Origin of the sequence: Streptomyces sp. NPDC048001 (genome assembly GCF_043203115.1) — a bacterium.
Taxonomy (GTDB): domain Bacteria; phylum Actinomycetota; class Actinomycetes; order Streptomycetales; family Streptomycetaceae; genus Streptomyces; species Streptomyces sanyensis.
In genome coordinates this window covers 246,803-267,345 of sequence record NZ_JBIDBN010000008.1, presented here as the reverse complement: position 1 = coordinate 267,345, position 20,543 = coordinate 246,803, and the positions used below count along the sequence as shown (strand labels likewise).

Annotated in this window: 21 protein-coding genes; 5 read left to right on the top strand and 16 right to left on the bottom strand. The window is 75.2% G+C overall.

Annotation, left to right across the window (positions count from 1 at the left end):
• Positions 1-9: 9 nt before the first annotated feature.
• The gene (locus ACGF15_RS17120; RefSeq protein ID WP_376426716.1) at positions 10-1,281 is read left to right on the top strand and encodes an SAM-dependent methyltransferase; all 1,272 of its coding nucleotides are present in this window, start codon (positions 10-12) and stop codon (positions 1,279-1,281) included.
• A gap of 19 nt (positions 1,282-1,300) precedes the next feature.
• On the opposite strand, the gene ACGF15_RS17115 is transcribed toward ACGF15_RS17120, so the two are convergent.
• The 6 genes from ACGF15_RS17115 to tsaB all read right to left on the bottom strand — a co-directional run bounded on the left by ACGF15_RS17115 (position 1,301) and on the right by tsaB (position 5,663).
• A complete protein-coding gene (locus tag ACGF15_RS17115; protein ID WP_392799776.1) occupies positions 1,301-2,590 on the bottom strand; it encodes an RNA polymerase sigma factor in 1,290 nt (429 codons plus the stop codon).
• 60 nt (positions 2,591-2,650) lie between these two features.
• On the bottom strand, positions 2,651-3,007 hold the full coding sequence (locus tag ACGF15_RS17110) for a YciI family protein (protein WP_392799773.1): 357 nt from the start codon (positions 3,005-3,007) through the stop codon (positions 2,651-2,653).
• Between the two features lie 152 nt (positions 3,008-3,159).
• On the bottom strand, positions 3,160-3,429 hold the full coding sequence (locus ACGF15_RS17105) for a hypothetical protein (RefSeq protein ID WP_362612103.1): 270 nt from the start codon (positions 3,427-3,429) through the stop codon (positions 3,160-3,162).
• Positions 3,426-4,532, bottom strand: coding sequence for a tRNA (adenosine(37)-N6)-threonylcarbamoyltransferase complex transferase subunit TsaD (gene tsaD, locus ACGF15_RS17100; RefSeq protein WP_345614495.1), 1,107 nt, complete (start codon positions 4,530-4,532; stop codon positions 3,426-3,428). The genes ACGF15_RS17105 and tsaD overlap by 4 nt, the downstream gene beginning before the upstream one ends.
• Positions 4,525-5,013 (bottom strand): ribosomal protein S18-alanine N-acetyltransferase, encoded by a 489-nt coding sequence (gene rimI / locus ACGF15_RS17095; RefSeq protein ID WP_362614532.1) that lies wholly within the window; start codon positions 5,011-5,013, stop codon positions 4,525-4,527. Before rimI ends, tsaD begins: the two co-directional genes overlap by 8 nt.
• Entirely contained in the window at positions 5,010-5,663 is a 654-nt protein-coding gene (gene tsaB / locus ACGF15_RS17090) for a tRNA (adenosine(37)-N6)-threonylcarbamoyltransferase complex dimerization subunit type 1 TsaB (RefSeq protein WP_345614493.1), read from the bottom strand. The genes rimI and tsaB overlap by 4 nt, the downstream gene beginning before the upstream one ends.
• A 106-nt stretch (positions 5,664-5,769) precedes the next feature.
• Between tsaB and ACGF15_RS17085 the strand changes: the two genes are divergently transcribed.
• On the top strand, positions 5,770-6,327 hold the full coding sequence (locus ACGF15_RS17085; RefSeq protein ID WP_345614492.1) for a hypothetical protein: 558 nt from the start codon (positions 5,770-5,772) through the stop codon (positions 6,325-6,327).
• Positions 6,328-6,412: 85 nt separating this feature from the next.
• On the opposite strand, the gene ACGF15_RS17080 is transcribed toward ACGF15_RS17085, so the two are convergent.
• From ACGF15_RS17080 to glmS, 7 genes are all read right to left on the bottom strand, one after another.
• Positions 6,413-6,631: a hypothetical protein gene (locus ACGF15_RS17080; protein ID WP_362614538.1), complete on the bottom strand. Its 219-nt coding sequence runs from the start codon at positions 6,629-6,631 to the stop codon at positions 6,413-6,415.
• Positions 6,632-6,834: 203 nt separating this feature from the next.
• Positions 6,835-7,401, bottom strand: coding sequence for a tRNA (adenosine(37)-N6)-threonylcarbamoyltransferase complex ATPase subunit type 1 TsaE (gene tsaE, locus ACGF15_RS17075; RefSeq protein WP_345614490.1), 567 nt, complete (start codon positions 7,399-7,401; stop codon positions 6,835-6,837).
• Positions 7,373-8,587, bottom strand: a complete 1,215-nt coding sequence (locus tag ACGF15_RS17070; RefSeq protein WP_362614541.1) for an alpha/beta hydrolase — start codon at positions 8,585-8,587, stop codon at positions 7,373-7,375. Before ACGF15_RS17070 ends, tsaE begins: the two co-directional genes overlap by 29 nt.
• 10 nt (positions 8,588-8,597) lie before the next feature.
• Positions 8,598-9,875: an alanine racemase gene (gene alr, locus ACGF15_RS17065; RefSeq protein ID WP_392799765.1), complete on the bottom strand. Its 1,278-nt coding sequence runs from the start codon at positions 9,873-9,875 to the stop codon at positions 8,598-8,600.
• A gap of 132 nt (positions 9,876-10,007) precedes the next feature.
• A complete protein-coding gene (locus ACGF15_RS17060) occupies positions 10,008-11,483 on the bottom strand; it encodes an NAD(P)H-hydrate dehydratase (protein WP_362614543.1) in 1,476 nt (491 codons plus the stop codon).
• A 206-nt stretch (positions 11,484-11,689) separates the two neighbouring features.
• Positions 11,690-12,058, bottom strand: coding sequence for a holo-ACP synthase (locus ACGF15_RS17055; RefSeq protein WP_392799762.1), 369 nt, complete (start codon positions 12,056-12,058; stop codon positions 11,690-11,692).
• A 37-nt stretch (positions 12,059-12,095) separates the two neighbouring features.
• The gene (gene glmS, locus ACGF15_RS17050; RefSeq protein ID WP_392799759.1) at positions 12,096-13,943 is read right to left on the bottom strand and encodes a glutamine--fructose-6-phosphate transaminase (isomerizing); all 1,848 of its coding nucleotides are present in this window, start codon (positions 13,941-13,943) and stop codon (positions 12,096-12,098) included.
• Between the two features lie 349 nt (positions 13,944-14,292).
• On the opposite strand from glmS, the gene ACGF15_RS17045 reads away from it, so the two are divergent.
• From ACGF15_RS17045 to ACGF15_RS17035, 3 genes are all read left to right on the top strand, one after another.
• Entirely contained in the window at positions 14,293-15,696 is a 1,404-nt protein-coding gene (locus tag ACGF15_RS17045; RefSeq protein ID WP_345614568.1) for a DUF2252 domain-containing protein, read from the top strand.
• A 144-nt stretch (positions 15,697-15,840) separates the two neighbouring features.
• Positions 15,841-16,836 carry a type I pantothenate kinase gene (gene coaA / locus ACGF15_RS17040; RefSeq protein WP_345614485.1) on the top strand — a complete coding sequence of 332 codons (996 nt, stop codon included), beginning with the start codon at positions 15,841-15,843 and terminating at the stop codon, positions 16,834-16,836.
• Between the two features lie 93 nt (positions 16,837-16,929).
• On the top strand, positions 16,930-17,859 hold the full coding sequence (locus tag ACGF15_RS17035; protein ID WP_392799756.1) for a DUF389 domain-containing protein: 930 nt from the start codon (positions 16,930-16,932) through the stop codon (positions 17,857-17,859).
• 127 nt (positions 17,860-17,986) lie between these two features.
• Here ACGF15_RS17035 and glmM read toward each other — a convergent pair whose 3' ends face one another.
• The 3 genes from glmM to rplM form a co-directional block, all read right to left on the bottom strand.
• Positions 17,987-19,345, bottom strand: coding sequence for a phosphoglucosamine mutase (gene glmM, locus ACGF15_RS17030; protein WP_392799753.1), 1,359 nt, complete (start codon positions 19,343-19,345; stop codon positions 17,987-17,989).
• Positions 19,346-19,467: 122 nt separating this feature from the next.
• On the bottom strand, positions 19,468-19,980 hold the full coding sequence (rpsI, locus tag ACGF15_RS17025) for a 30S ribosomal protein S9 (RefSeq protein ID WP_256525460.1): 513 nt from the start codon (positions 19,978-19,980) through the stop codon (positions 19,468-19,470).
• 41 nt (positions 19,981-20,021) lie between these two features.
• On the bottom strand, positions 20,022-20,465 hold the full coding sequence (gene rplM, locus ACGF15_RS17020) for a 50S ribosomal protein L13 (RefSeq protein WP_256525459.1): 444 nt from the start codon (positions 20,463-20,465) through the stop codon (positions 20,022-20,024).
• Between the last annotated feature and the right edge of the window lie 78 nt (positions 20,466-20,543).

The following is a 20,543-nucleotide window of genomic DNA, read 5'->3' as shown; positions in this document are numbered from 1 at the left end:
ACTAGTTGCATGGCGTCGCATCCTGTCAGCGGTGGCCCCCCGCACCGCCGCGACACCGCCCGCGATGGCGGAACCGTCCCCCGCCTGGCCGACAATGGCCCGGTGAACGACCTCGATCCGCTCGCCGCCCTCACCGCCCTGCGCACCGACGAGGGCAGCGCCCTGCTGGCCCGGCTCGCCGACCACGACCCCGCGGAGGAACTGGCCCTCGCCACCCGGCTGCGCCGCGACCACCCGGCCGCCCTCGTCTCCGCGGCGCTGGGGCAGGCCCGGCTGCGGCAGCGGGCGGTCGCCAAGTTCGGTGCCGGGGACGCGGGCCGGATGTTCTTCACCCCCAACGGCGTGGAGCAGTCCACCCGCCGCACCGTCGCCGAGCACCGGGCGCGCCGCTTCGCCGGCCTCGGGGTCCGCAGCGTCGCCGACCTGTGCAGCGGCATCGGGGGCGACGCGATCGCCCTCGCCCGGGCGGGCATCACCGTGCTGGCCGTCGACCGCGACCCGCTGACCGCCGCCACCGCCCGCGCCAACGCCGAGGTCCTGGGCCTCTCCGGGCTGATCGAGGTGCGCTGCGCCGATGTCGCGGACATCGACACCACCCCCTTCGACGCGGTGTTCGCGGACCCGGCCCGGCGCGGCGGACGCGGCCGGATCTTCGACCCCGAGGCCTACTCCCCGCCGCTGTCCTGGGCGGTCGGCGCGGCACGCGGCCGCCCGCACGCCGCGCTCAAGGTCGCCCCCGGCATCCCCCACGAGGCGGTGCCCGAGGGAGCGGAGGCGGAGTGGATCTCGGACGGCGGGGAGGTCAAGGAGGCGGTGCTCTGGTTCGGCACCCGGCCGTCGGCGGTGCGGGCCACCCTGCTGCCCGGGGGACACGTGCTGTACGGCCGCGGGCTGCCCGACCCGGAGGTCCGCCCGCCGGGCCGCTACCTCTACGAGCCGGACGGCGCCGTCATCCGCGCCCACCTCGTCGCCGAGGCCGCGCAGGAACTCGACGGCGGGCTGATCGACGCCACGATCGCCTACGTCACCTCCGACGCACTGCGCCGCACGCCCTATGCGACCGCCTACGAGATCACCGATGTGCTCCCGTTCAACGTGAAGCGGCTCAGGGCGCTGCTGCGGGAACGCGGCGTGGGCCGCCTCACGGTGAAGAAGCGCGGCTCCGCGGTGGAACCGGAGGAGCTGCGCCGGAAGGTGCGCCCCCAGGGCCCGGGCGAGGCCACCGTCTTCCTGACCCGGGTGGCCGGCGCCCCGTCCATGCTGGTGGGACGGCCGGTGTAGCCGGTCCCCTCGGAGCGCTTCAGCCCGCCCCCGGCCCCCGGGTCCCGGGCTCCGCCGTGCCGGGGGCCGTGCGGGCCGCGCGGCTGTGGAGCAGCGCCCGCTCGCGTGCGTTGCGCGCGAGGCGGGCGGCGCGTGCGAACTCCCCGTGTGCTTCGTCCGTGCGCCCCATCCGCTCCAGCAGGTCGCCCCGGACGCTCGGGAGCAGGTGGTAGCCGCCCAGGGCGGGCTCGCCGGACAGCGCGTCCACGAGGTGCAGCGCCGTCTGCGGCCCTTCGGCGTAGGAGACGGCCACGGCCCGGTTGAGTTCCACCACGGGGGACGGGTCGAGGCGTGCCAGGAACCCGTAGAGCAGGGCGATCGTGGCCCAGTCGGTCTCCTCGTAGCGGGCGGCCCTCGCATGGCAGGCGGCGACGGCGGCCTGGAGCGCGTAGCGGCCGTGCGGCCCCGGGCCCGCGCGCTCCAGGGCGGCCGCGCCCCGGTGCATCAGCAGCCGGCTCCACCGCGACCGGTCCTGGTCCGCGAGCAGCACGGGCTCGCCCGAGGGGCCGGTCCGGGCCGGGATACGGGAGGCCTGGAACTCCAGCAGCGCGGCGAGCCCGTGGACCTCGGGCTCGCCGGGCATCAGCCCCTGGAGCACCCGGGCGAGGCGCAGGGCCTCCTCGCACAGGGCGGGCCGCAGCAGGTCGTCACCGGCGGTGGCCGCGTACCCCTCGTTGAAGACCAGGTACACGACCTCCAGGACGGAGCCGAGGCGCGCGATCCGCTCCTGTCCGGCCGGGACCTCGAAGGGGACGTCCGCGGAGGCCAGCGCCCGCTTGGCCCGCACGATGCGCTGCGCGACCGTGGGCTCGGCCGTGAGGAAGGCCCGTGCGATCTCCCCGGTCGTCAGCCCGCCGAGCAGCCGCAGGGTGAGCGCGATCCGGGCGTCGGCGGAGAGGACGGGGTGGCAGGCGGTGAAGATCAGCCGCAGCAGGTCGTCGTCGATCGCGTCGGGCTCGGCGGGCTCCGGCGGCGGCACGTCGGCCAGGTCCCTGCCGACCTCGGCCAGCTTGCGGGCGTAGGTCTCCCTGCGGCGGACCAGGTCGACGGCCCGGTTCCGGGCGACGGCCGTGAGCCAGGCGCCCGGGCGGTCCGGGACGCCCGACCCGGGCCACTGCTCCAGCGCGGCGAGGAGCGCGTCCTGGGCGAGTTCCTCGGCGATGCCGACATCGCGCACCACACGTGCCACCGCGGCGATGATCCGCGCGTACTCGATGCGGAAGGCGGCCTCGACGGCCTCTGCCGCCCGCCCCCCGGGGTTTCCCGTCACGGCCACCCATCACAGCAGCCGGGGCGGGGGCGGGCAAGCACGGCGGTCGTCCTTCGGTGATCAGTCCTCCGCGATCTGCCGGACCTCGCAGCTGAACTCCCACTCGACCGGGTGAATCTCCATGAAGCGGCGGGTCCATTCGAGGGCCTCGGCCTTGTCCTTGCACTGGCAGATCGAGTAGCCGCCGACGACCTCCCGGGTCTCGGTGAACGGCCCGTCGGTGTACGACAGGCGGCCGCCCGACCGGGTGATCCGGGTGGCCTCGGAGCTCGGCCGGAGCGCCGCGGTGTCGAGCATGACCCCCGCCTTGGTGATCTCCTCCAGCAGCCGGCCCATCCGGTCGCCGAAGTCCTCGGGGAACTCGGCGGCCTCCATCGACGCCTCGTCGATGCGGACCATGGTCAGAAAGCGCGGCACGGTGAACTCCTCGGATGCGGTGGCGGGGCCGTTCCCCGCCTCTCACCCCTGCGTCGAACGGCGATCGCCCGGATCGACAGCCCGTCGCGAGAATCTTTCTCCCGGGAACGGTCCGGACGGTCCGGGGGCGGCGGCCGGTCCGCCCGCCGCCCTCAGAGCGGGTCGAGTCCGGCCGACTCGAAACGCCAGCGGTGCACCGGCCTGGTGACCGCGTCCGCCGCGGGTTCCGGCAGCTCGGGCAGCTCGGCGTGCACGTCGTGCACCTCCCACCAGGTGACCACCAGCACCCGGTCCCCGGCCGCGCGGAAAGTCTCCCGGCGCAGCGGCCGGCGGTCGAGCACCTGCGCCCGGGCCCACTCCAGCAGCTCGGCACCGCGGCCCTCGGCGGCGCGGGCCTCCCACATCAGGGCGACGACGGTCACGAGTACAGGTTCTCCTTGCTGATCTCGTGCACATGGTCGTGGTCGTGGGAGTGGCCGTGGGCGCCGGGGACGTGGGGGTCCGTCACCGGGAGCGAGGAGTCCGCGGACAGCTCCCAGTCGGAGGCGGGGCGGTTGCGGGCGACCATCTCGGCCCCCAGGGCCGCGACCATCGCCCCGTTGTCGGTGCAGAGCTTCGGGCGCGGCACGCGCAGCCGGATCCCGGCCCGCTCGCAGCGCTCCTCGGCCAGCGCCCGCAGGCGCGAGTTGGCGGCCACCCCGCCGCCGACCATCAGGTGGTCCACGCCCTCGTCACGGCAGGCCCGCACCGCCTTGCGGGTGAGCACGTCCACGACCGCCTCCTGGAAGGAGGCCGCCACGTCGCGCACCGGGACCTCCTCCCCCGCGGCCCGCTTGGCCTCGATCCAGCGGGCGACGGCGGTCTTGAGGCCGGAGAAGGAGAAGTCGTAGGCCGGGTCCCTGGCCCCGCTCAGCCCGCGGGGGAAGGCGATGGCCTCCGGGTCGCCCTCCCTCGCCAGCCGGTCGATCACCGGGCCGCCGGGGAAGCCCAGGTCCAGCACGCGGGCGATCTTGTCGAAGGCCTCCCCCGCGGCGTCGTCGATGGTCGCGCCCAGGGGGCGGACGTCTGCCGTGATGTCCGGGGCGAGGAGCAGCGAGGAGTGCCCGCCGGACACCAGCAGGGCCATCGTGGGCTCCGGCAGCGGGCCGTGCTCCAGCTGGTCCACGCAGATGTGGGAGGCGAGGTGGTTGACCCCGTAGAGCGGCTTGCCCAGGGCGTAGGCGTACGCCTTGGCCGCGGAGACGCCGACCAGCAGCGCGCCCGCGAGGCCGGGACCGGCGGTGACCGCGATGCCGTCGAGGTCGCGGGCCGAGACTCCGGCCTCCGCGAGGGCGCGCTCGATGGTCGGCACCATGGCCTCCAGGTGCGCGCGGGAGGCGATCTCGGGGACCACGCCGCCGAAGCGGGCGTGGGTGTCGACGCTGGAGGCGACGGCGTCGGCGAGCAGGGTGGTGCCGCGGACGATGCCGACCCCCGTCTCGTCGCAGGAGGTCTCGATGCCGAGGACGAGCGGTTCGTCAGCCATGGGTGTGAGTCTCTGTTCCTTGTACGGTGAGGCGCATGACGAGGGCGTCGACGTTGCCGGGCTGGTAGTAGCCCCGGCGGAACCCCACGGGCACGAAGCCGAAGCGCTCGTAGAGCTTCTGCGCACGGGTGTTGTCCACGCGGACTTCGAGGAAGACCTCGTCGCACTCGAAGGCCGTGGCGTGGCGCAGCAGGTCGCCGAGCAGGCGGGCCCCGAGCCCGGTGCCCTGGCTGCCGGGGGCGACGGCGATGGTCTGTACGTCGCCGAGTCCGCCGGCGGCGGCGAGGCCCGCGTAGCCGGCGAGGGCGCCGTCCAGCTCGGCCACCACGTAGCGGCGGGTGGACCGCGGGCCTCGGGCGTGGGCGAGTTCGGACCAGAACATCCCCGCGGACCAGGCGTCCTCGGGGAACAGCGCGCGTTCCAGCTCCAGCACCGGGGGGATGTCCCACCAGCGCATCTCGCGCAGGACGGGGGTGCTCACTGCGGTGTGACCACCTTGTAGTTCCTGGGCACCTGGGCGTCGGGGCGGCGCAGGTAGAGGGGTTGCGGGTCCAGGAAGCCCGCGCCGGTCGCCAGCCGCTCGGCGGCGAGCGAGGCGAGGGCCGCCGCGCTCGCGTGCTCGGGGGCACGGGCGTCGGGGAAGGTCCCGGGGTAGAGCAGGGCTCCCGCGCCCACCGCGGGCACCCCGGCGACCTGCTCCGCGATCTCGGCGGGCCGGTCGACGGCGGCCTCGGTCACCCGGGTGCGGGAGTCCGCGTAGCGGGCCCAGTAGACCTCCTTGCGGCGGGCGTCGGTGGCCACGGTGAAGGGCTCGTCGAGCCCCGCCGCGTAGGCCAGTCCGTCGAGGGTGCACACACCGTGCACGGGGACGCCCAGCGCGGAGGCGAAGGTCGCGGCGGTCACCAGCCCGACGCGCAGTCCGGTGTAGGGGCCCGGGCCGACCCCGACCACGATCCCGGTCACGGAGCCGAGGTCCGTGCCGGCCTCGGCGAGCACCCGGTCGACGGCCGGGAGCAGCAGCTCGCCGTGGCGGCGGGCGTCCACCCGGGAGGACTCGGCGACGACGCCGGTGCCGTCGTGGAGGGCGGCGGTGACGGCGGGGGTTGCGGTATCCATGGCGAGCAAGAGCACGCGAACAGCCTACGGCTCCCACGGGGCGGGCACGGTGCCCCGTCGAACGTGACGGCGGCTGCTACCGTCACGTTCGACGGGGAACGCTTGCGAAAGGTGGGGCACGGTGGCACGGAGCAGCTCGGGACTCGTGGCCGGGCTCACGGCGGCCGCGCTGGCCGCGGTCGGTTTCCTGGCCTTCCAGGCGCGCGCCAGCGCCCCCGACGTCCTCGCGGCCCCGCAGGCGCCCGGGGCCACGCCCTCGGCACAGGTCTCCGGCGCCCCGAAGCCCCCCGCGAAGGACCCGCTGGCCGTCCCCGAGGACTCGGGCACCGGCGAGCGCGTGGTGTACGCGCTGGCGGACCGCAGGGTGTGGCTGGTCGGCGAGAGCGGCGAGCCCCGGACCTTCCGGGTGATGCCCTCGACGGTGAGCCCCGAGCCGGGGACGTACGCGGTGACCTCGCGGTCGGGCAGGGTGGCGGGCTCCGACGGCGTGCCGATCGAGCATGTGGTGCGCTTCACCTCGGTGGAGGGCGTCACCATCGGGTTCAGCGCGGCGGTGGACGGCTCCATGGACAGCCCCGACCCGGAGAAGCGGACCGGCGGGGTGCGGATGAGCCGTGCCGACGGGGACGCGATGTGGAAGTTCGCCGCGATCGACTCGGCGGTCGTCGTCGTCCCCTAGGACGTGCACTACTAGGACGTGCTCCCCTGGGACGTGCTCCCCGGGCGGGCCACGGAGCCGGAGCCGGGGATGCCCGGCTCGGCGGTCAGGCGGCGTCGCGCCGTGTGCCGGGTTCCTCCCGGGCCGGTGTGGCGGGCCGCGGCGGGGTCGAGAGCCCGGTGGCGGGCCGCGGCGGGGTCGAGACCGCCGTGGCGGCGGCGCAGGACGCCAGCAGGTCGTGCATGGACGGCACGGTGGCCGGGCGGGGGCCGTCGGCCGGGGCCGACGGGCGACGGGACTGCGCTGCGCGCTCCGATGCCGGCATGGACGCCTCCTGGAACTCCGGGGCGGTCGTGGTGAGGTATACCTAACCAGCTCTGGAGGCCATGTCACCATGCGCGGGGCGGACCGCGCAACATCTTTCCGACACCTTGTCGGAACACACGGAAGCCCGCTGAGCGCCCCGTCGGCGGGCGCCGGTCCCACCGCCCCGGCCCTCGGACGGCCCGCCCGCGGAGCGCGGCGGGGTCAGACCGCGGCGGACTCCAGGCCCGCCGCGCGCCAGCGCTCGCCGTAGCCGTGCAGGGCGATCTCGCGCCGGTCGTCGTCGGTCTCGCCCGCCATGCGGTGGATGAGCACGTGCAGACGGTCCTCGGACAGGTCCTCGACCTTGCCGTCCCCCCACTCCACGACAACCACGGACTCCGGCAGCGACACGTCCAGGTCGAGGTCCTCCATCTCGTCGAGCCCGCCACCGAGGCGGTAGGCGTCGACATGGACCAGGGCCGGGCCGTCCCCGAGCGGCGGATGGACCCGGGCGATCACGAAGGTGGGGGAGGTCACCGCTCCCCGCACGCCCAGGCCCTCGCCCAGGCCGCGGGTCAGCGTGGTCTTGCCGGCTCCCAGCTCCCCGGTCAGCATCACCAGGTCGCCGGGGCGCAGCAGCTTGGCGAGGCGGCGCCCCAGGTCCTGCATCCCCTCCGGGGAGTCGACGGTGAGCCGGGACCCGGCCGTGGGGCGGGACGGGCCGGCGGCGGCCGTCTCGGCCTGCGCGCCCGCCTGCGGGCTAGCCTCCGGGCTGTGCTGTGCTTCCATACGTGCCAACGTTAGCCGCATCCGGCACGGCGCCCGCCCGGACCAGCAGGTCCGCGATCCGGTCGGTGACCGCCTCGGGGTGCTCCAGCATCACCAGGTGCCCCCCGTCGGGCACGATCACCAGTTCCGCGTGCGGCAGCCGGTCGGCGATGGCCTCGCTGTGCGTGCTCGGCGTCACCAGGTCCTCGTCTCCCGAGAGCACCAGGACCGGTGTCCCGGAGAACACTCCGAGGGCCTCGCTCTTGTCGTGCTCGGCGAAGGCCGGGTAGAACTCCGCCACCACGTCGATCGGCGTCGACTCGATCAGCCGCTCGGCGAAGCGGGCGACGGCCGGGTCCACGTCCCCGGACGAGAAGGAGTACCGCTTGACCAGCCCGGCGAACAGGTCGGCGGTGGCCCGGCGCCCCCGCTCCACCAGCTCCGCCTGCGAGCCGAGGGCCCTGAGCACCCCGGGCAGCACCCGCCGCACCGCGTTGACGCCCGCCACCGGCAGGCCGTAGTTCACCTCGCCCAGGCGGCCCGCGGAGGTGCCCACGAAGGCGGCCGCCGCCACCCGGTCCCGGACCAGCTCCGGGCAGTGCGCGGCGAGCGCCATCATCGTCATGCCGCCCATGGAGTGCCCGACGAGCACCAGGGGCCCCTCGGGTGCCGCCGCCTCGACGACCGCCTTCAGGTCCCTGCCCAGCTGGTCGATGGTGACCGGTACCGCGCCGGGGCCGGTCTGGGAGGCGCCGCGGGCCGAGCGGCCGTGGCTGCGCTGGTCCCAGTAGACGGTGCGCACCAGCCCGCGCAGGGCGGCCCGCTGGAAGTGCCAGGAGTCCTGGCCGAGGCAGTAGCCGTGGCTGAAGACGACGGTGACGGGGGCGGGCGCCTTGCGGCCGAAGAGGCGCCGCCGTCGGGGGGCCGCGGCCTGCGGGTCGACCTCGTCGACCTCGTAGTAGAGCACCGTGCCGTCGTCGGCGACGGCACGGCCGGGGGTCCCGCGCAGGGATCCGTAGGGGCCGGCTGCGTCCAGGGCCAGCCGCGCCTTCCGGCGCATGCCCCGCCCGACGGTGAGCCGTTCGACGGCGACGCCCGCGGCGGCGCCCGCCGCGATCACCCCTATCGCCGCGCCGGCGACGCCCGCTCTGCGCCAGTGGCCCGCGGCCGCCGCCGCGACGGCCTCCCCCGTACCGGTCTCGCCCACCGTGCCCCTCCTACTCGTCGCTGTGCCCGTGCCCGTGCTCGTGCTCCTGCCGCCGGGGGCCGGGGGCCCCGTGGTCCGCGGGCCGCCGCCCCGGCTGCGGCCCGCCGGACGGGCCGGGGGCCGGGACCTGGTCCGCGCCCTCGTTCCGATGGACGCGCGGAACCCGCGTCCCGATGCGCGTGACGATCTCGTAGGCGATCGTCCCCGCGGCACGGGCCCAGTCCTCGGCCGTCGGCTCACCGCGGTCGCCGGGGCCGAAGAGCAGCACCTCGCTGCCCTCCGGAACCGTCCGGCCGCCCAGGTCGACCACGAACTGGTCCATGGCCACCCGCCCGGCGACCCGGTGGCGCTCGCCGCCGATCAGGACCGGTCCGGTCCCCGAGGCGTGCCGCGGGATGCCGTCCGCGTACCCGAGCGGCACCAGGGCCAGGGTCGTCTCGCCCGGGGTGACGTAGTGGTGCCCGTAGCTCACGCCGTGGCCCGCCGGGACGTGCTTCAGCAGGGCCACCGAGGCGGACAGGGTCATCACCGGGCGCAGTCCGAGCTCCTCGGAGGTTCCGAGTTCGGGCGCGGGTGAGATGCCGTACAGGGCGATGCCCGTGCGCACCAGGTCGAAGTGCGTCTCGGGGAGGGTCAGCGTGGCGGGCGAGTTGGCGAGGTGCCGCACCTCGGGGTCGATGCCCGCCTTCTCCGCGTGGTCCAGCAGGTCCCGGAAGACGTGCAGCTGGGCCGCGGTGGAGGGGTGGCCCGGCTCGTCGGCGCAGGCGAGGTGGGACCACAGGCCGGTGACCCGCACCAGGCCCTGCTCCTCGGCGCCGCGCGCCGCGGCCACCAGGGCGGGCCAGTCGGCGGGCGGGCAGCCGTTGCGGCCGAGGCCCGTGTCGGCCTTGAGCTGGACGCGCGCGGGGCGGCCGGCCGCGCGGGCGGCGTCCACCACCTCGCGCAGCGCCCACAGCCCGCTCACGGACATGTCCAGGTCGGCCTCGATGCCCTCGCGCCACGGGTCGCCCGGGGTCCACAGCCAGCACAGGATCCGCCCGCCGACGCCCGCCGCGCGCAGGGCCAGCGCCTCGTGCGGGGTGGCGGTGCCGATCCAGGTGGCACCGGCGGACTGCGCGGCCAGGGCACAGGGCACCGCGCCGTGGCCGTACGCGTCCGACTTGACCACGGCCATCAGCGCGGCGCGCGGGGCGCGGGCGCGCAGCGCGCGGACGTTGGCGCGCAGCGCGGCGAGGTCGATCTCGGCGCGGGCTCGCGGCTGTGCGGGGCTGTGCGGTGTCTGGCTCATCCCGCCCAGTCTCTCAGAGGCCTCCCCGGCGGTCCGTACCCCCGGCGGTCGACCGCGTCACGTGCCCGTGGCCCGTGCCCGGCCTCCGCTCCGGTACGGCGCCGTGCCAACGGGGCCCCGGGGGCGCCGGGTTCAGGGGCGGTCCGGCTCGGGCGGCTCGGCGCCGTGCGGGTCGCGCACCCCGCGCCACGCGGCCGGGAGCGCCGCGGCCACCTCCTGGGCGGTCAGCGGCACCCCCCGGGCGGAGGCCAGCCGGGCGGCGAGACCGTGCAGGTAGGCGGCGGCGGAGCCGGCGTCCCGGGCCCCGAGACCGGCGGCGAGCAGGGAGCCCGCGAGCCCGGAGAGCACGTCGCCGCTGCCCGCGGTCGCCAGCCAGGGCGTGCCCATGGGGTTGACGCGGACCGGGGAGCGTCCGCCGTCGGGAGCGGCCACCAGGGTGGTGGACCCCTTGAGCAGCACCGTCGCGCCGTAGCGGGCGGCCAGCTCCCGGGCGGCCGCGAGGCGGCCGGCCTCCACCTCCTCGCGGGCGCAGCCGAGCAGCGCGGCGGCCTCGCCGGCGTGCGGGGTGAGCAGGGTGGGGGCGGTGCGGTCGCGGACCTCGGAGGCCTCCAGCAGCCGCAGGCCGTCCGCGTCGACCAGCACGGGGACGTCGGAGGCCAGCACCTCGCGCACCCCCTCGCGCATCTCGCCGATGCCGGGGCCGACGACCCAGGACTGGACCCGGCCCGCCTCGCCCGGCCGCCCCGTGCTGACCAGGCACTCGGGGAAGCGGGCGATCACGGCCGCGGCGCCGGGGCCCACGTAGCGGACCGCTCCCGCCCCGCCGCGCAGGGCGCCCGCCACGGCGAGCACGGCCGCCCCCGGGTACCGGGCCGAGCCGGCCACCACGCCGACCACGCCGCGGCGGTACTTGTCGCTCTCGGCGGCGGGCAGCGGCAGCATCCGGGCGACGTCGGCGTGCTGGAGCGCCTCCAGCGCGGGCACGGACGGCAGCTCGCCGCCCAGGCCGATGTCCACCAGGTGCACGGCGCCCGCGTACTCCCGGGCCGGGTCGACCAGGAGTGCGGGCTTGTGGGTGCCGAAGGTGACGGTCAGGTCGGCCCGCAGCGCCTCGCCGGGCACCTCGCCCGTGTCGGCCTCGACGCCGCTCGGCAGGTCGACGGCCACGACCACCGCGTTTGAGCCCCGGGCGGCGCGGGCGAGGGGCACGGCGTCCGGGCGCAGGCCGCCGTGCCCGCCGATGCCGGTGATGCCGTCCACCACCAGGTCGGCCCCGGCGAGGGCGTCGAAGGGGTCCTCGGCGACCGCTCCCCCGGCTTTCAGCAGGGCCGCCAGCCCGGCCGGGTGGGTGCGGCCGGGGGCGAGCGGAACCGCGGTCACACCGGCGCCGCGGCGGGCCAGCCGGGCACCGGCGAACAGGGCGTCGCCGCCGTTCGCGCCGCTGCCCACCAGGAGCACGACCCGGGCCCCGTAGACCCGGCCCAGCACCCTGGCACAGGCGGCGGCCAGCCCGGCCGCGGCGCGCTGCATCAGCGCGCCCTCGGGCAGCCGGGCCATGAGCTGCGCCTCGGCGTGGCGGACGGCTTCGACGGTGTACGCGCTACGCATGCCCCCGAGTCTGCCGCACCGGGGTGGCCGCCGCGTGCCGGGAGGGACGGCAAGTCGCCGGGGGAAGGGCCGGGTTGAGGCCGGGCCCCTCGGCCGCCGGGCGGGCACGGGGTCCGCCCCGGCCGGCCGCCCCCGGAGGGTCCCGGGCGCCGCCCGGGCCGCTCCGGGGCGGCCGGGAGCGGCGGGGAGCGGCCGGGGGCGGCGGGTCAGCCCTCGGCGACGACCACCGCGGAGGCCACGCCCGCGTCATGGCTCAGCGACAGATGCCAGCTGCGCACGCCCAGCTGGGCCGCGCGCGCGGCCACCGTGCCGCGCACCCGCAGCCGGGGGCGTCCCGAGTCCTCGACATAGACCTCCGCGTCCGTCCACAGCAGTCCCGCGGGCGCGCCGAGGGCCTTGGCCAGGGCCTCCTTCGCGGCGAACCGGGCCGCCAGGGACGCGTACCCCCGGCGCTCCCCGCTCGGCAGCAGCAACTCGTGCTCCACGAACAGGCGCCCGGCCATGCCGGGCGTCCGCTCCATCGACGCGGCGAAGCGGTCGATCTCCGCCACGTCGATCCCCACCCCGATGATCATCCTCCGGGCCCTCCCGCCCCTCGCGCGCGCTCGGCGCTCATTCCACCGTCACCGACTTGGCCAGGTTCCTCGGCTGGTCCACCTCGTTGCCGCGGGCCGTGGCGAGTTCGCAGGCGAAGACCTGGAGCGGCACGGCGGCCACCATCGGCTGCAGCAGCGTCGGCGTGGCCGGGATCCGCACCAGGTGGTCCGCGTAGGGCACGACCGCCTCGTCGCCCTCCTCCGCGATCACGATGGTGCGGGCGCCGCGGGCCCGGATCTCCTGGATGTTGGAGACGATCTTGCCGTGCAGCACGGAGCGCCCCCGCGGCGAGGGCACGACCACCACCACCGGCAAGTCCTCCTCGATCAGGGCGATCGGCCCGTGCTTGAGCTCCCCCGCGGCGAACCCCTCGGCGTGCATGTAGGCCAGCTCCTTGAGCTTCAGCGCGCCCTCCAGGGCGACGGGGTAGCCCACGTGGCGGCCCAGGAACAGGACGGTGTCCTTGCCGGCCAGCGAGCGGGCCAGCTCGCGCACCGGCTCCATGGTCGCGAGGACCCGCTCCACCTGGCCCGCGATCTGCGCGAGGTCCCGCACCACGGCCCGGATCTCGTCCCCCCACTGGGTGCCCCGCACCTGGCCGAGGTAGAGGGCGAGCAGATAGCAGGCCGCCACCTGCGTGAGGAAGGCCTTGGTGGAGGCGACGGCGACCTCCGGTCCGGCGTGGGTGTAGAGCACCGCGTCGGACTCTCGCGGGATGGTCGACCCGTTGGTGTTGCAGATGGCGAGCACCCTGGCGCCCTGCTCGCGGGCGTGGCGCAGCGCCATCAGGGTGTCCATGGTCTCGCCCGACTGCGAGACGGCGACCACCAGCGTGCGCTGGTCCAGGATCGGGTCCCGGTAGCGGAACTCGCTGGCCAGCTCGACCTCGCAGGGCACCCGGGTCCAGTGCTCGATGGCGTACTTGGCGATCAGCCCGGCGTGGAAGGCCGTCCCGCACGCCACGATGACGACCTTGGTCGCCTCGCGCAGCTCGGCGGCGGGGATGCGGATCTCGTCCAGGGTCAGTTCGCCCGAGGCCCCGATGCGGCCGAGGAGGGTGTCGGCGACGGCCTTCGGCTGCTCGGCGATCTCCTTGAGCATGAAGTAGTCGTAGCCGCCCTTCTCGGCGGCGGAGGCGTCCCAGTCCACGTGGTAGGAGCGGACGTCCGCCGGCAGCCCGTCGAAGCCGGTGACCGTCACCCCCTCGCGCCGCAGTTCGACCACCTGGTCCTGCCCGAGCTCGATCGCGGAGCGGGTGTGGGCGATGAACGCGGCCACGTCCGAGGCCAGGAAGTACTCGTCCTCGCCGACGCCCACGACCAGCGGGGAGTTGCGCCGTGCGCCGACCACCACGCCGGGTTCGTCGGCGTGCACGGCGACCAGGGTGAAGGCGCCCCGGAGCCGCCGGCACACCAGCCGCATGGACTCGGCCAGGTCCGCCGAGGAGGAGAACTCCTCGGCGAGCAGATGGGCCACGACCTCGGTGTCCGTCTCCGAGGAGAGGTCGTGGCCCCGCTCGGCCAGCTCGGCGCGGAGCGCGGCGAAGTTCTCGATGATGCCGTTGTGGACCACGGCCACCCGGCCCGCGTTGTCCAGGTGGGGGTGGGCGTTGGCGTCGGTGGGGCCGCCGTGCGTGGCCCAGCGGGTGTGGCCGATGCCGGTGGAGCCGCTGGGCAGGGGCCGCTCGCCCAGTTCCTTCTCCAGGTTGACGAGCTTGCCCGCCCGCTTGGCCGCGGCGAGCCCTCCGTCGGCGAGCACCGCGACCCCGGCCGAGTCGTAGCCGCGGTACTCCAGCCGCTTCAGCCCGGCGATGACCACTTCCAGCGCCGACTGCCCGCCGACGTAACCCACGATTCCGCACATGTCGGCAGCCTAAGGGCTGTCCCGCGGTACCCGCCGGATCAGCGCCCGCCCGCCGGGGATGCCGTGCGCCCGCCGGGGAGTGCGGGTCGGTACACCGGGGGCCCGGGGGCCCGGGGCCGCTCGCACCGGCCGGGCACGGCGTGCGCCGGGCCGCGCGGGGCCTCCCGTGCGGCGTGCCCCGCGGGAAGGGCTCCGGCGGCGGACCGGCGGGGGTGCGGACCGGCCGGATCCGGGGTGTGCTGGAGACCGGGACCGGCACGGCACCGCCGACCACGGCCCGCCCCGCCCCGTCCGGGGACGCACGGTCCCCGGGCACGCACCCCCAGGAGGCGCGGTGAAGCCCCAGCCCATGACGCCGACCCGGCAGGTCCGGCTCTCCGCCGGGGAGCGGGCCGCCCGCGGCCGCGCGGCGCGTACCCGCGCGCCCCGCTCGGCCCACAGCGAGTTCGCCCCCTCCCGCCACCGGGCCGACCCCGTGGACGTGATCGAGAGGCAGTCGGCGCGGCGGGTGCGGGAGCTGGTGCCGCTGCGCTACGGGCGGATGTCCGAGTCCCCGTTCCGCTTCTACCGGGGCGCGGCGGCCGTGATGGCGGGCGACCTCGCCACCACCGCCGACACCGGCCTGCGCACGCAGCTCTGCGGCGACGCCCACATGCTCAACTTCCGGCTGCTGGCCTCCGCCGAACGCAACCTGATCTTCGACATCAACGACTTCGACGAGACCCTGCCCGGCCCCTGGGAGTGGGACCTCAAGCGGCTCGTCACCAGCCTGGTCATCGCGGGCAGGGAGAACGGCTTCACCGACGCCCAGCGGAGCAGGACCGCCCGGGACTGCGTGCGCTCCTACCGCGAGCACATGCACCGCTACGCGAGGATGCGGCTGATGGACGTCTGGTACGCCAGGTCGGACGCCGCGCAGATCAAGGCCGTCGCGGCCGAGCACCTGCACGCCCGGGGCCGCCGCCGGCTGGACCGCTCCCTCGCCAAGGCCCGCGGCCGCGACAGCCTCCAGGCCTACGGGCGGCTGAGCACCGTGGTCGGCGGGGAGCGGCGGATCGCGGCCGACCCGCCGCTCCTCGTCCCCCTCGGGGACCTGCTGCCCGAGGTGGAGCGCGCCGTGCTGGAGGAGAAGATCACCAGCCTGCTGCTGCGCTACCGCGCGAGCCTGCGCAGCGACCGCCGGCACCTGCTGTCGCAGTTCACCCCGGTGGACATGGCGCGCAAGGTGGTCGGCGTCGGCAGCGTGGGGACGCGCTGCTGGATCGTGCTGCTCCTCGGCCGGGACGACACCGACCCGCTGTTCCTCCAGGCCAAGGAGGCGGACACCTCGGTGCTGGCACCGCACCTGGGGGACACCGAGTTCGCCACGCAGGGCGAGCGGGTGGTGGCGGGACAGCGGCTGATGCAGTCGGCGGGCGACATCCTGCTGGGCTGGGAGCGCGTCGAGGGCATCGACGGGGCGCAGCGCGACTTCTACCTGAGGCAGCTGCGGGACTGGAAGCTCGTCCCGGACGCCACCCGGATGACGCCCAAGGCGATGCGGCTCTTCGGCGCGCTGTGCGGCGGGACGCTGGCCCGCGCCCACGCCCGGTCGGGCGACCGGATCGCCATCGCCTCGTACCTCGGCGGCAGCGACTCCTTCGACCGCGCGGTGGCGGCCTTCGCGGAGCGCTACGCCGACCAGAACGAACGGGACCACCAGGCCCTGCTCGACGCCGTCCGCCGCGGGCGCGTCATCGCCCGGAGGGACTGAGGCCCCGCGGCCGTGCCGCAGCCCTGACGTGCCGAGGCCCGCACGAGGGGTGCGCGGGCGGGCGGACGCCGGCCCCCCGGGCCCCGCTCCCGCGTGACCCACCCCACGCCCCACATCCGGCCCCCGGACACGACAATGGGGCGTGTGATCCCTTCGCCGCCACGAAGCGCCCACCGCCGGGCCGAGCCTCCGGCGACCCCCTACGTCGACCTCAGCCGCGCCGAGTGGAGCGCCCTGCGGGAGAAGACGCCGCTGCCGCTGAGCGCGGCGGAGGTCGAGCGGCTGCGCGGCCTCGGCGACGTCATCGACCTGGACGAGGTCCGCGACGTCTACCTGCCGCTCTCCCGGCTGCTGAACCTGTACGTGCAGGCCACCGCAGGGCTGCGCGGGGCGCTCAACACCTTCCTCGGCGACGCGGGCAACGGGCACGGGGCACAGCGGGGGACGCCCTTCGTCATCGGGGTGGCGGGCTCGGTGGCCGTCGGCAAGTCCACCGTGGCCCGGCTGCTCCAGGCCCTGCTGGCCCGCTGGCCCGAGCACCCGCGGGTGGAGCTGGTGACCACGGACGGCTTCCTGCTGCCGATGAAGGAGCTCAGGGCCCGCGGGCTGATGTCCCGCAAGGGCTTCCCCGAGTCCTACGACCGGCGCGCCCTCACCCGCTTCGTGGCGGACATCAAGGCCGGGAAGGACGAGGTCACCGCCCCGGTCTACTCCCATCTGATCTACGACATCGTGCCCGACGAGCGGCTGACCGTGCGCCGGCCGGACATCCTGATCGTGGAGGGGCTGAACGTGCTCCAGCCCGCGCTGCCGGGCAAGGACGGGCGCACCCGGGTCGGCCTCGCCGACTACTTCGACTTCAGCGTGTACGTCGACGCACGTGCCGAGGACATCGAGACCTGGTACCTGAATCGTTTCCGCAAGCTGCGGGAGACCGCCTTCCAGGACCCCTCGTCCTACTTCCGCAAGTACACCCAGGTCTCGGAGGAGGAGGCGCTGGACTACGCCCGCTCCATGTGGCGCACCGTCAACCGGCCCAACCTGCTGGAGAACGTGGCACCGACCCGCGGCCGGGCGACCCTGGTGCTGCGCAAGGGCCCCGACCACAAGGTGCAGCGGCTCTCCCTGCGCAAGCTCTGACGCTCCGTCAACCCGGCCGTCCGCGGGGCCCCGGGCGCCACGCAGACGGCGAACGTGCGCGCACCGCGCCCCCGGGCGGCCTACGATCCCCGCGTGCTGCACCTGCGCCTGATCACCCCGGCCGACCGCACCGACGAGGTGGTCGCCCTGCTGGAGCGGACCGTCGGCACGGCACACCTGGTGGTGCTCGCGGGCGCCGCCCGGGACCCCGCGGGGGACGTGGTGCTGTGCGACGTCGCCCGGGAGGCTGCCGACGGCGTCGTCACCGAGCTGCGCGCCCAGGGCATCGACCGGTGCGGGGCGATCAGCCTGCAGGACACCGCGCTGACGCTCTCCCTCCGGGCCGAGGAGGCCGAGCGCGAGGCACCGGGCGACAGCGCCGACGCGGTGGTCTGGGACGAACTGGTGGAGGCCACCCAGGAGGAGTCGACGCTCAGCGGCACCTATCTGGCCTTCCTCGCGATCGCCACCATGATCGCCGCCTGCGGTGTGGTGCTCGACAACGCCGTGCTGGTCGTGGGGGCCATGGCGGTCGGGCCGGAGTTCGGCCCGCTGGCGGGGCTGTGCACGGCGATCGTCCGGCGCGCCCCCGCCCTGGCACTCCGCTCCCTCGTCGCGCTGGTCGTCGGCTTCGCCGCGGCCGTCGCCCTGACGGTGGCCTTCAGCCTCCTGATGGACGCGCTGGGCCTGTTCACCGAGGCGCGGGTGGAGGGCGCGCGGCCCAACACCCGTTTCATCTACGACCCCGACCTGTTCTCCTTCGTGGTCGCGCTCCTCGCCGGCATCGCCGGGATACTGTCGCTGACCTCGGCGAAGTCGGGTGCTCTGGTGGGCGTCGCGATCTCCGTGACGACGGTCCCGGCGGCGGCCAACGCGGCCGTCGCCTTCGCCTACGCCGACTATGTGCAGGCGCGCGGTTCGGCCGAGCAGCTCCTGCTGAACCTGCTCGGCCTGACGCTCTCGGGGACGGCGACCCTCCTGGTGCAGCGCCTGGTCCGGCGGCGGGCGGCGCCCCGCGGCTGAGGCCCCGGGCACCGCCCGCGGCCCGTGCGGCCCGGACGGCGCCCGGCCCCGCCCGCGGGGGCCTGCGCCGCGCGCGGGGGCCTGCGCCGCGCGGGCGGGACGGGACGGGGCGAGGCGGGCGGGGGGATCAGCCCAGCGCGGACTTCACCACGTCGGCCAGCCGCCCGGCGACGGCATGCGCCTGCTCGATGTCCGCGGCCTCCACCATCACCCGCACCAGCGGCTCCGTGCCCGAGGGCCGCAGCAGCACCCGGCCGGTGGCCCCGAGGTCGCGCTCGGCCTCGGCCACGGCCTGCGACAGCTCGGCGGAGGAGCCCACCCGGGACTTGTCCACGTCCCGCACGTTGACCAGGATCTGCGGCAGGCGCTCCATGACGCCCGCCAGCTCCGCCAGGGAGCGGCCCGTCGCCGCGATCCGCGCGGCCAGCATCAGGCCGGTGAGCGTGCCGTCCCCGGTCGTGGCGTGGTCCAGGACGATCACATGCCCGGACTGCTCGCCGCCGAGGGCGTAGCCGGACTCCTTCATGGCCTCCAGCACATAGCGGTCACCGACGGCGGTCTGCACCAGCTGCACGCCCTCGCGCTCCATGGCCAGCGTGAAGCCGAGGTTCGACATCACGGTCGCGACGACCGTGTTGCCGCGCAGGGTGCCCGCCTCCTTCATCGCGAGCGCGAGCACGGCGAGGATCTGGTCGCCGTCCACCTCGTTGCCGGCCCCGTCCACCGCCAGGCAGCGGTCGGCGTCCCCGTCGTGGGCGATGCCCAGGTCGGCGCCGTGCTCGACGACGGCGGCCTTGAGCAGCTCCAGGTGGGTCGAACCGCAGCCGTCGTTGATGTTCAGGCCGTCGGGCTCGGCTCCGATGGTGACGACCTCGGCGCCGGCACGGGCGAAGGCCTCCGGCGACACCCGGGAGGCCGCTCCGTGCGCCTCGTCCAGGACGATCCGGAGCCCGTCGAGGCGGTTCGGCAGCACGCCGATCAGATGGGCGACGTACTTGTCGAAGCCCTCGTCGTAGTCCCGGACGCGGCCGACGCCCGCACCGGTCGGGCGGTCCCACGGCTCGCCCGTGCTGTGCTGGCGGTAGACCTGCTCGATGCGGTCCTCCAGCTCGTCGGCGAGCTTGTGGCCCCCGCGGGCGAAGAACTTGATCCCGTTGTCGGGCATGGCGTTGTGGCTGGCCGAGAGCATCACACCGAGGTCGGCCCCCAGCACGCCGGTGAGGTAGGCCACCGCGGGCGTGGGCAGCACGCCGACGCGCAGCACGTCCACCCCGGCGCTCGCCAGGCCGGCCACGACGGCGGCCTCCAGGAACTCTCCGGACGCGCGGGGGTCCCGGCCCACCACGGCGGTGGGACGGTGGCCGGCGAAGGATCCCGCCTCGGCGAGCACATGCGCCGCCGCCACCGAGAGGCCCGTCGCCAGCTCGGCCGTCAGATCGGCGTTCGCCACGCCGCGTACACCGTCGGTCCCGAAGAGTCGTCCCACTGTTGTCCTCCGAAAAGCTGATGACTCGAACCGCTGTTACACGCCCGAGATCGTCGTGCCGATAGACGAACGCCCCGGCAGCACGGAGTGCCGCCGGGGCGAACGAAGAGCCAGCGCGGGATTTAGCGCTTGCTGTACTGCGGGGCCTTGCGGGCCTTCTTCAGACCGGCCTTCTTCCGCTCGACCGCACGGTCGTCGCGGGACAGGAAGCCGGCCTTCTTCAGCGGGCCGCGGTTGTTGTCCACGTCCGCCTCGTTCAGGGCGCGGGCCACACCGAGGCGCAGGGCGCCGGCCTGGCCGGAGACGCCGCCGCCGGCGATGCGGGCGATGACGTCGTAGCGGTCGTCGAGCTCCAGCACCTTGAAGGGCTCGTTGACCTCCTGCTGGTGCACCTTGTTCGGGAAGTAGTCCTCGAGGGTGCGCCCGTTGATCTTCCACTTGCCGGAGCCCGGGACGATCCGGACACGGGCGATGGCGTTCTTGCGGCGGCCCAGGCCGGCGGCCGGCTGCGGGTCGCCGAAGCGGGAGGCCATGGACTCGGTGGTGTACTCGCCCTCGACCGGAACCTCGGTCTCGGTGGTGTACTGCTCGACGTCAACCTCTTCGAGCGGGGTCTCGGCGGTGGTCTCAGCCACGATGCTCCTCAGATTCTCTTCGTCTTAGGGGGTGGCCGGACTTACTGCGCGACCTGGGTGATCTCGAACGGGACAGGCTGCTGCGCAGCGTGCGGGTGGTTCTCGCCCGCGTAGACCTTCAGCTTCGAGAGCATCTGACGGCCCAGGGAGTTCTTGGGGAGCATGCCCTTGACGGCCTTCTCCACGGCCTTCTCGGGGCTCTTCTCCAGCAGCTCGTCGTAGCGGACGGAGCGCAGACCACCCGGGTAGCCGGAGTGGCGGTACGCCATCTTCTGGGTCCGCTTGTTGCCGGACAGGTGCACCTTGTCGGCGTTGATGATGATGACGAAGTCACCAGCGTCAACGTGCGGCGCGTAGATCGGCTTGTGCTTGCCCCGGAGAAGGGTCGCGGCGGTGGTGGCCAGACGGCCCAGGACGATGTCCTGCGCGTCGATGATGTGCCACTGGCGCGTCACATCGCCGGGCTTGGGGCTGTACGTACGCACGGTCGTAGCCTTCGCTTCTTCAGTGATGGGGATCCTCCGTGGCCCGTGAAGGCACGAAGGACGGGGTCCTGACAAGGC

Excerpts from the sequence above, each read along its gene's own strand:
- ACGF15_RS17055 (WP_392799762.1), bottom strand. The coding sequence starts at position 12,058 with ATGATCATCGGGGTGGGGATCGACGTGGCGGAGATCGACCGCTTCGCC.
- alr (WP_392799765.1), bottom strand. The coding sequence starts at position 9,875 with ATGAGCCAGACACCGCACAGCCCCGCACAGCCGCGAGCCCGCGCCGAG.
- ACGF15_RS17060 (WP_362614543.1), bottom strand. The coding sequence starts at position 11,483 with ATGCGTAGCGCGTACACCGTCGAAGCCGTCCGCCACGCCGAGGCGCAG.
- tsaD (WP_345614495.1), bottom strand. The coding sequence starts at position 4,532 with ATGGCTGACGAACCGCTCGTCCTCGGCATCGAGACCTCCTGCGACGAG.
- ACGF15_RS17080 (WP_362614538.1), bottom strand. The coding sequence starts at position 6,631 with ATGCCGGCATCGGAGCGCGCAGCGCAGTCCCGTCGCCCGTCGGCCCCG.
- glmS (WP_392799759.1), bottom strand. The coding sequence starts at position 13,943 with ATGTGCGGAATCGTGGGTTACGTCGGCGGGCAGTCGGCGCTGGAAGTG.
- ACGF15_RS17045 (WP_345614568.1), top strand. The coding sequence starts at position 14,293 with ATGACGCCGACCCGGCAGGTCCGGCTCTCCGCCGGGGAGCGGGCCGCC.
- tsaE (WP_345614490.1), bottom strand. The coding sequence starts at position 7,401 with ATGGAAGCACAGCACAGCCCGGAGGCTAGCCCGCAGGCGGGCGCGCAG.
- ACGF15_RS17120 (WP_376426716.1), top strand. The coding sequence starts at position 10 with ATGGCGTCGCATCCTGTCAGCGGTGGCCCCCCGCACCGCCGCGACACC.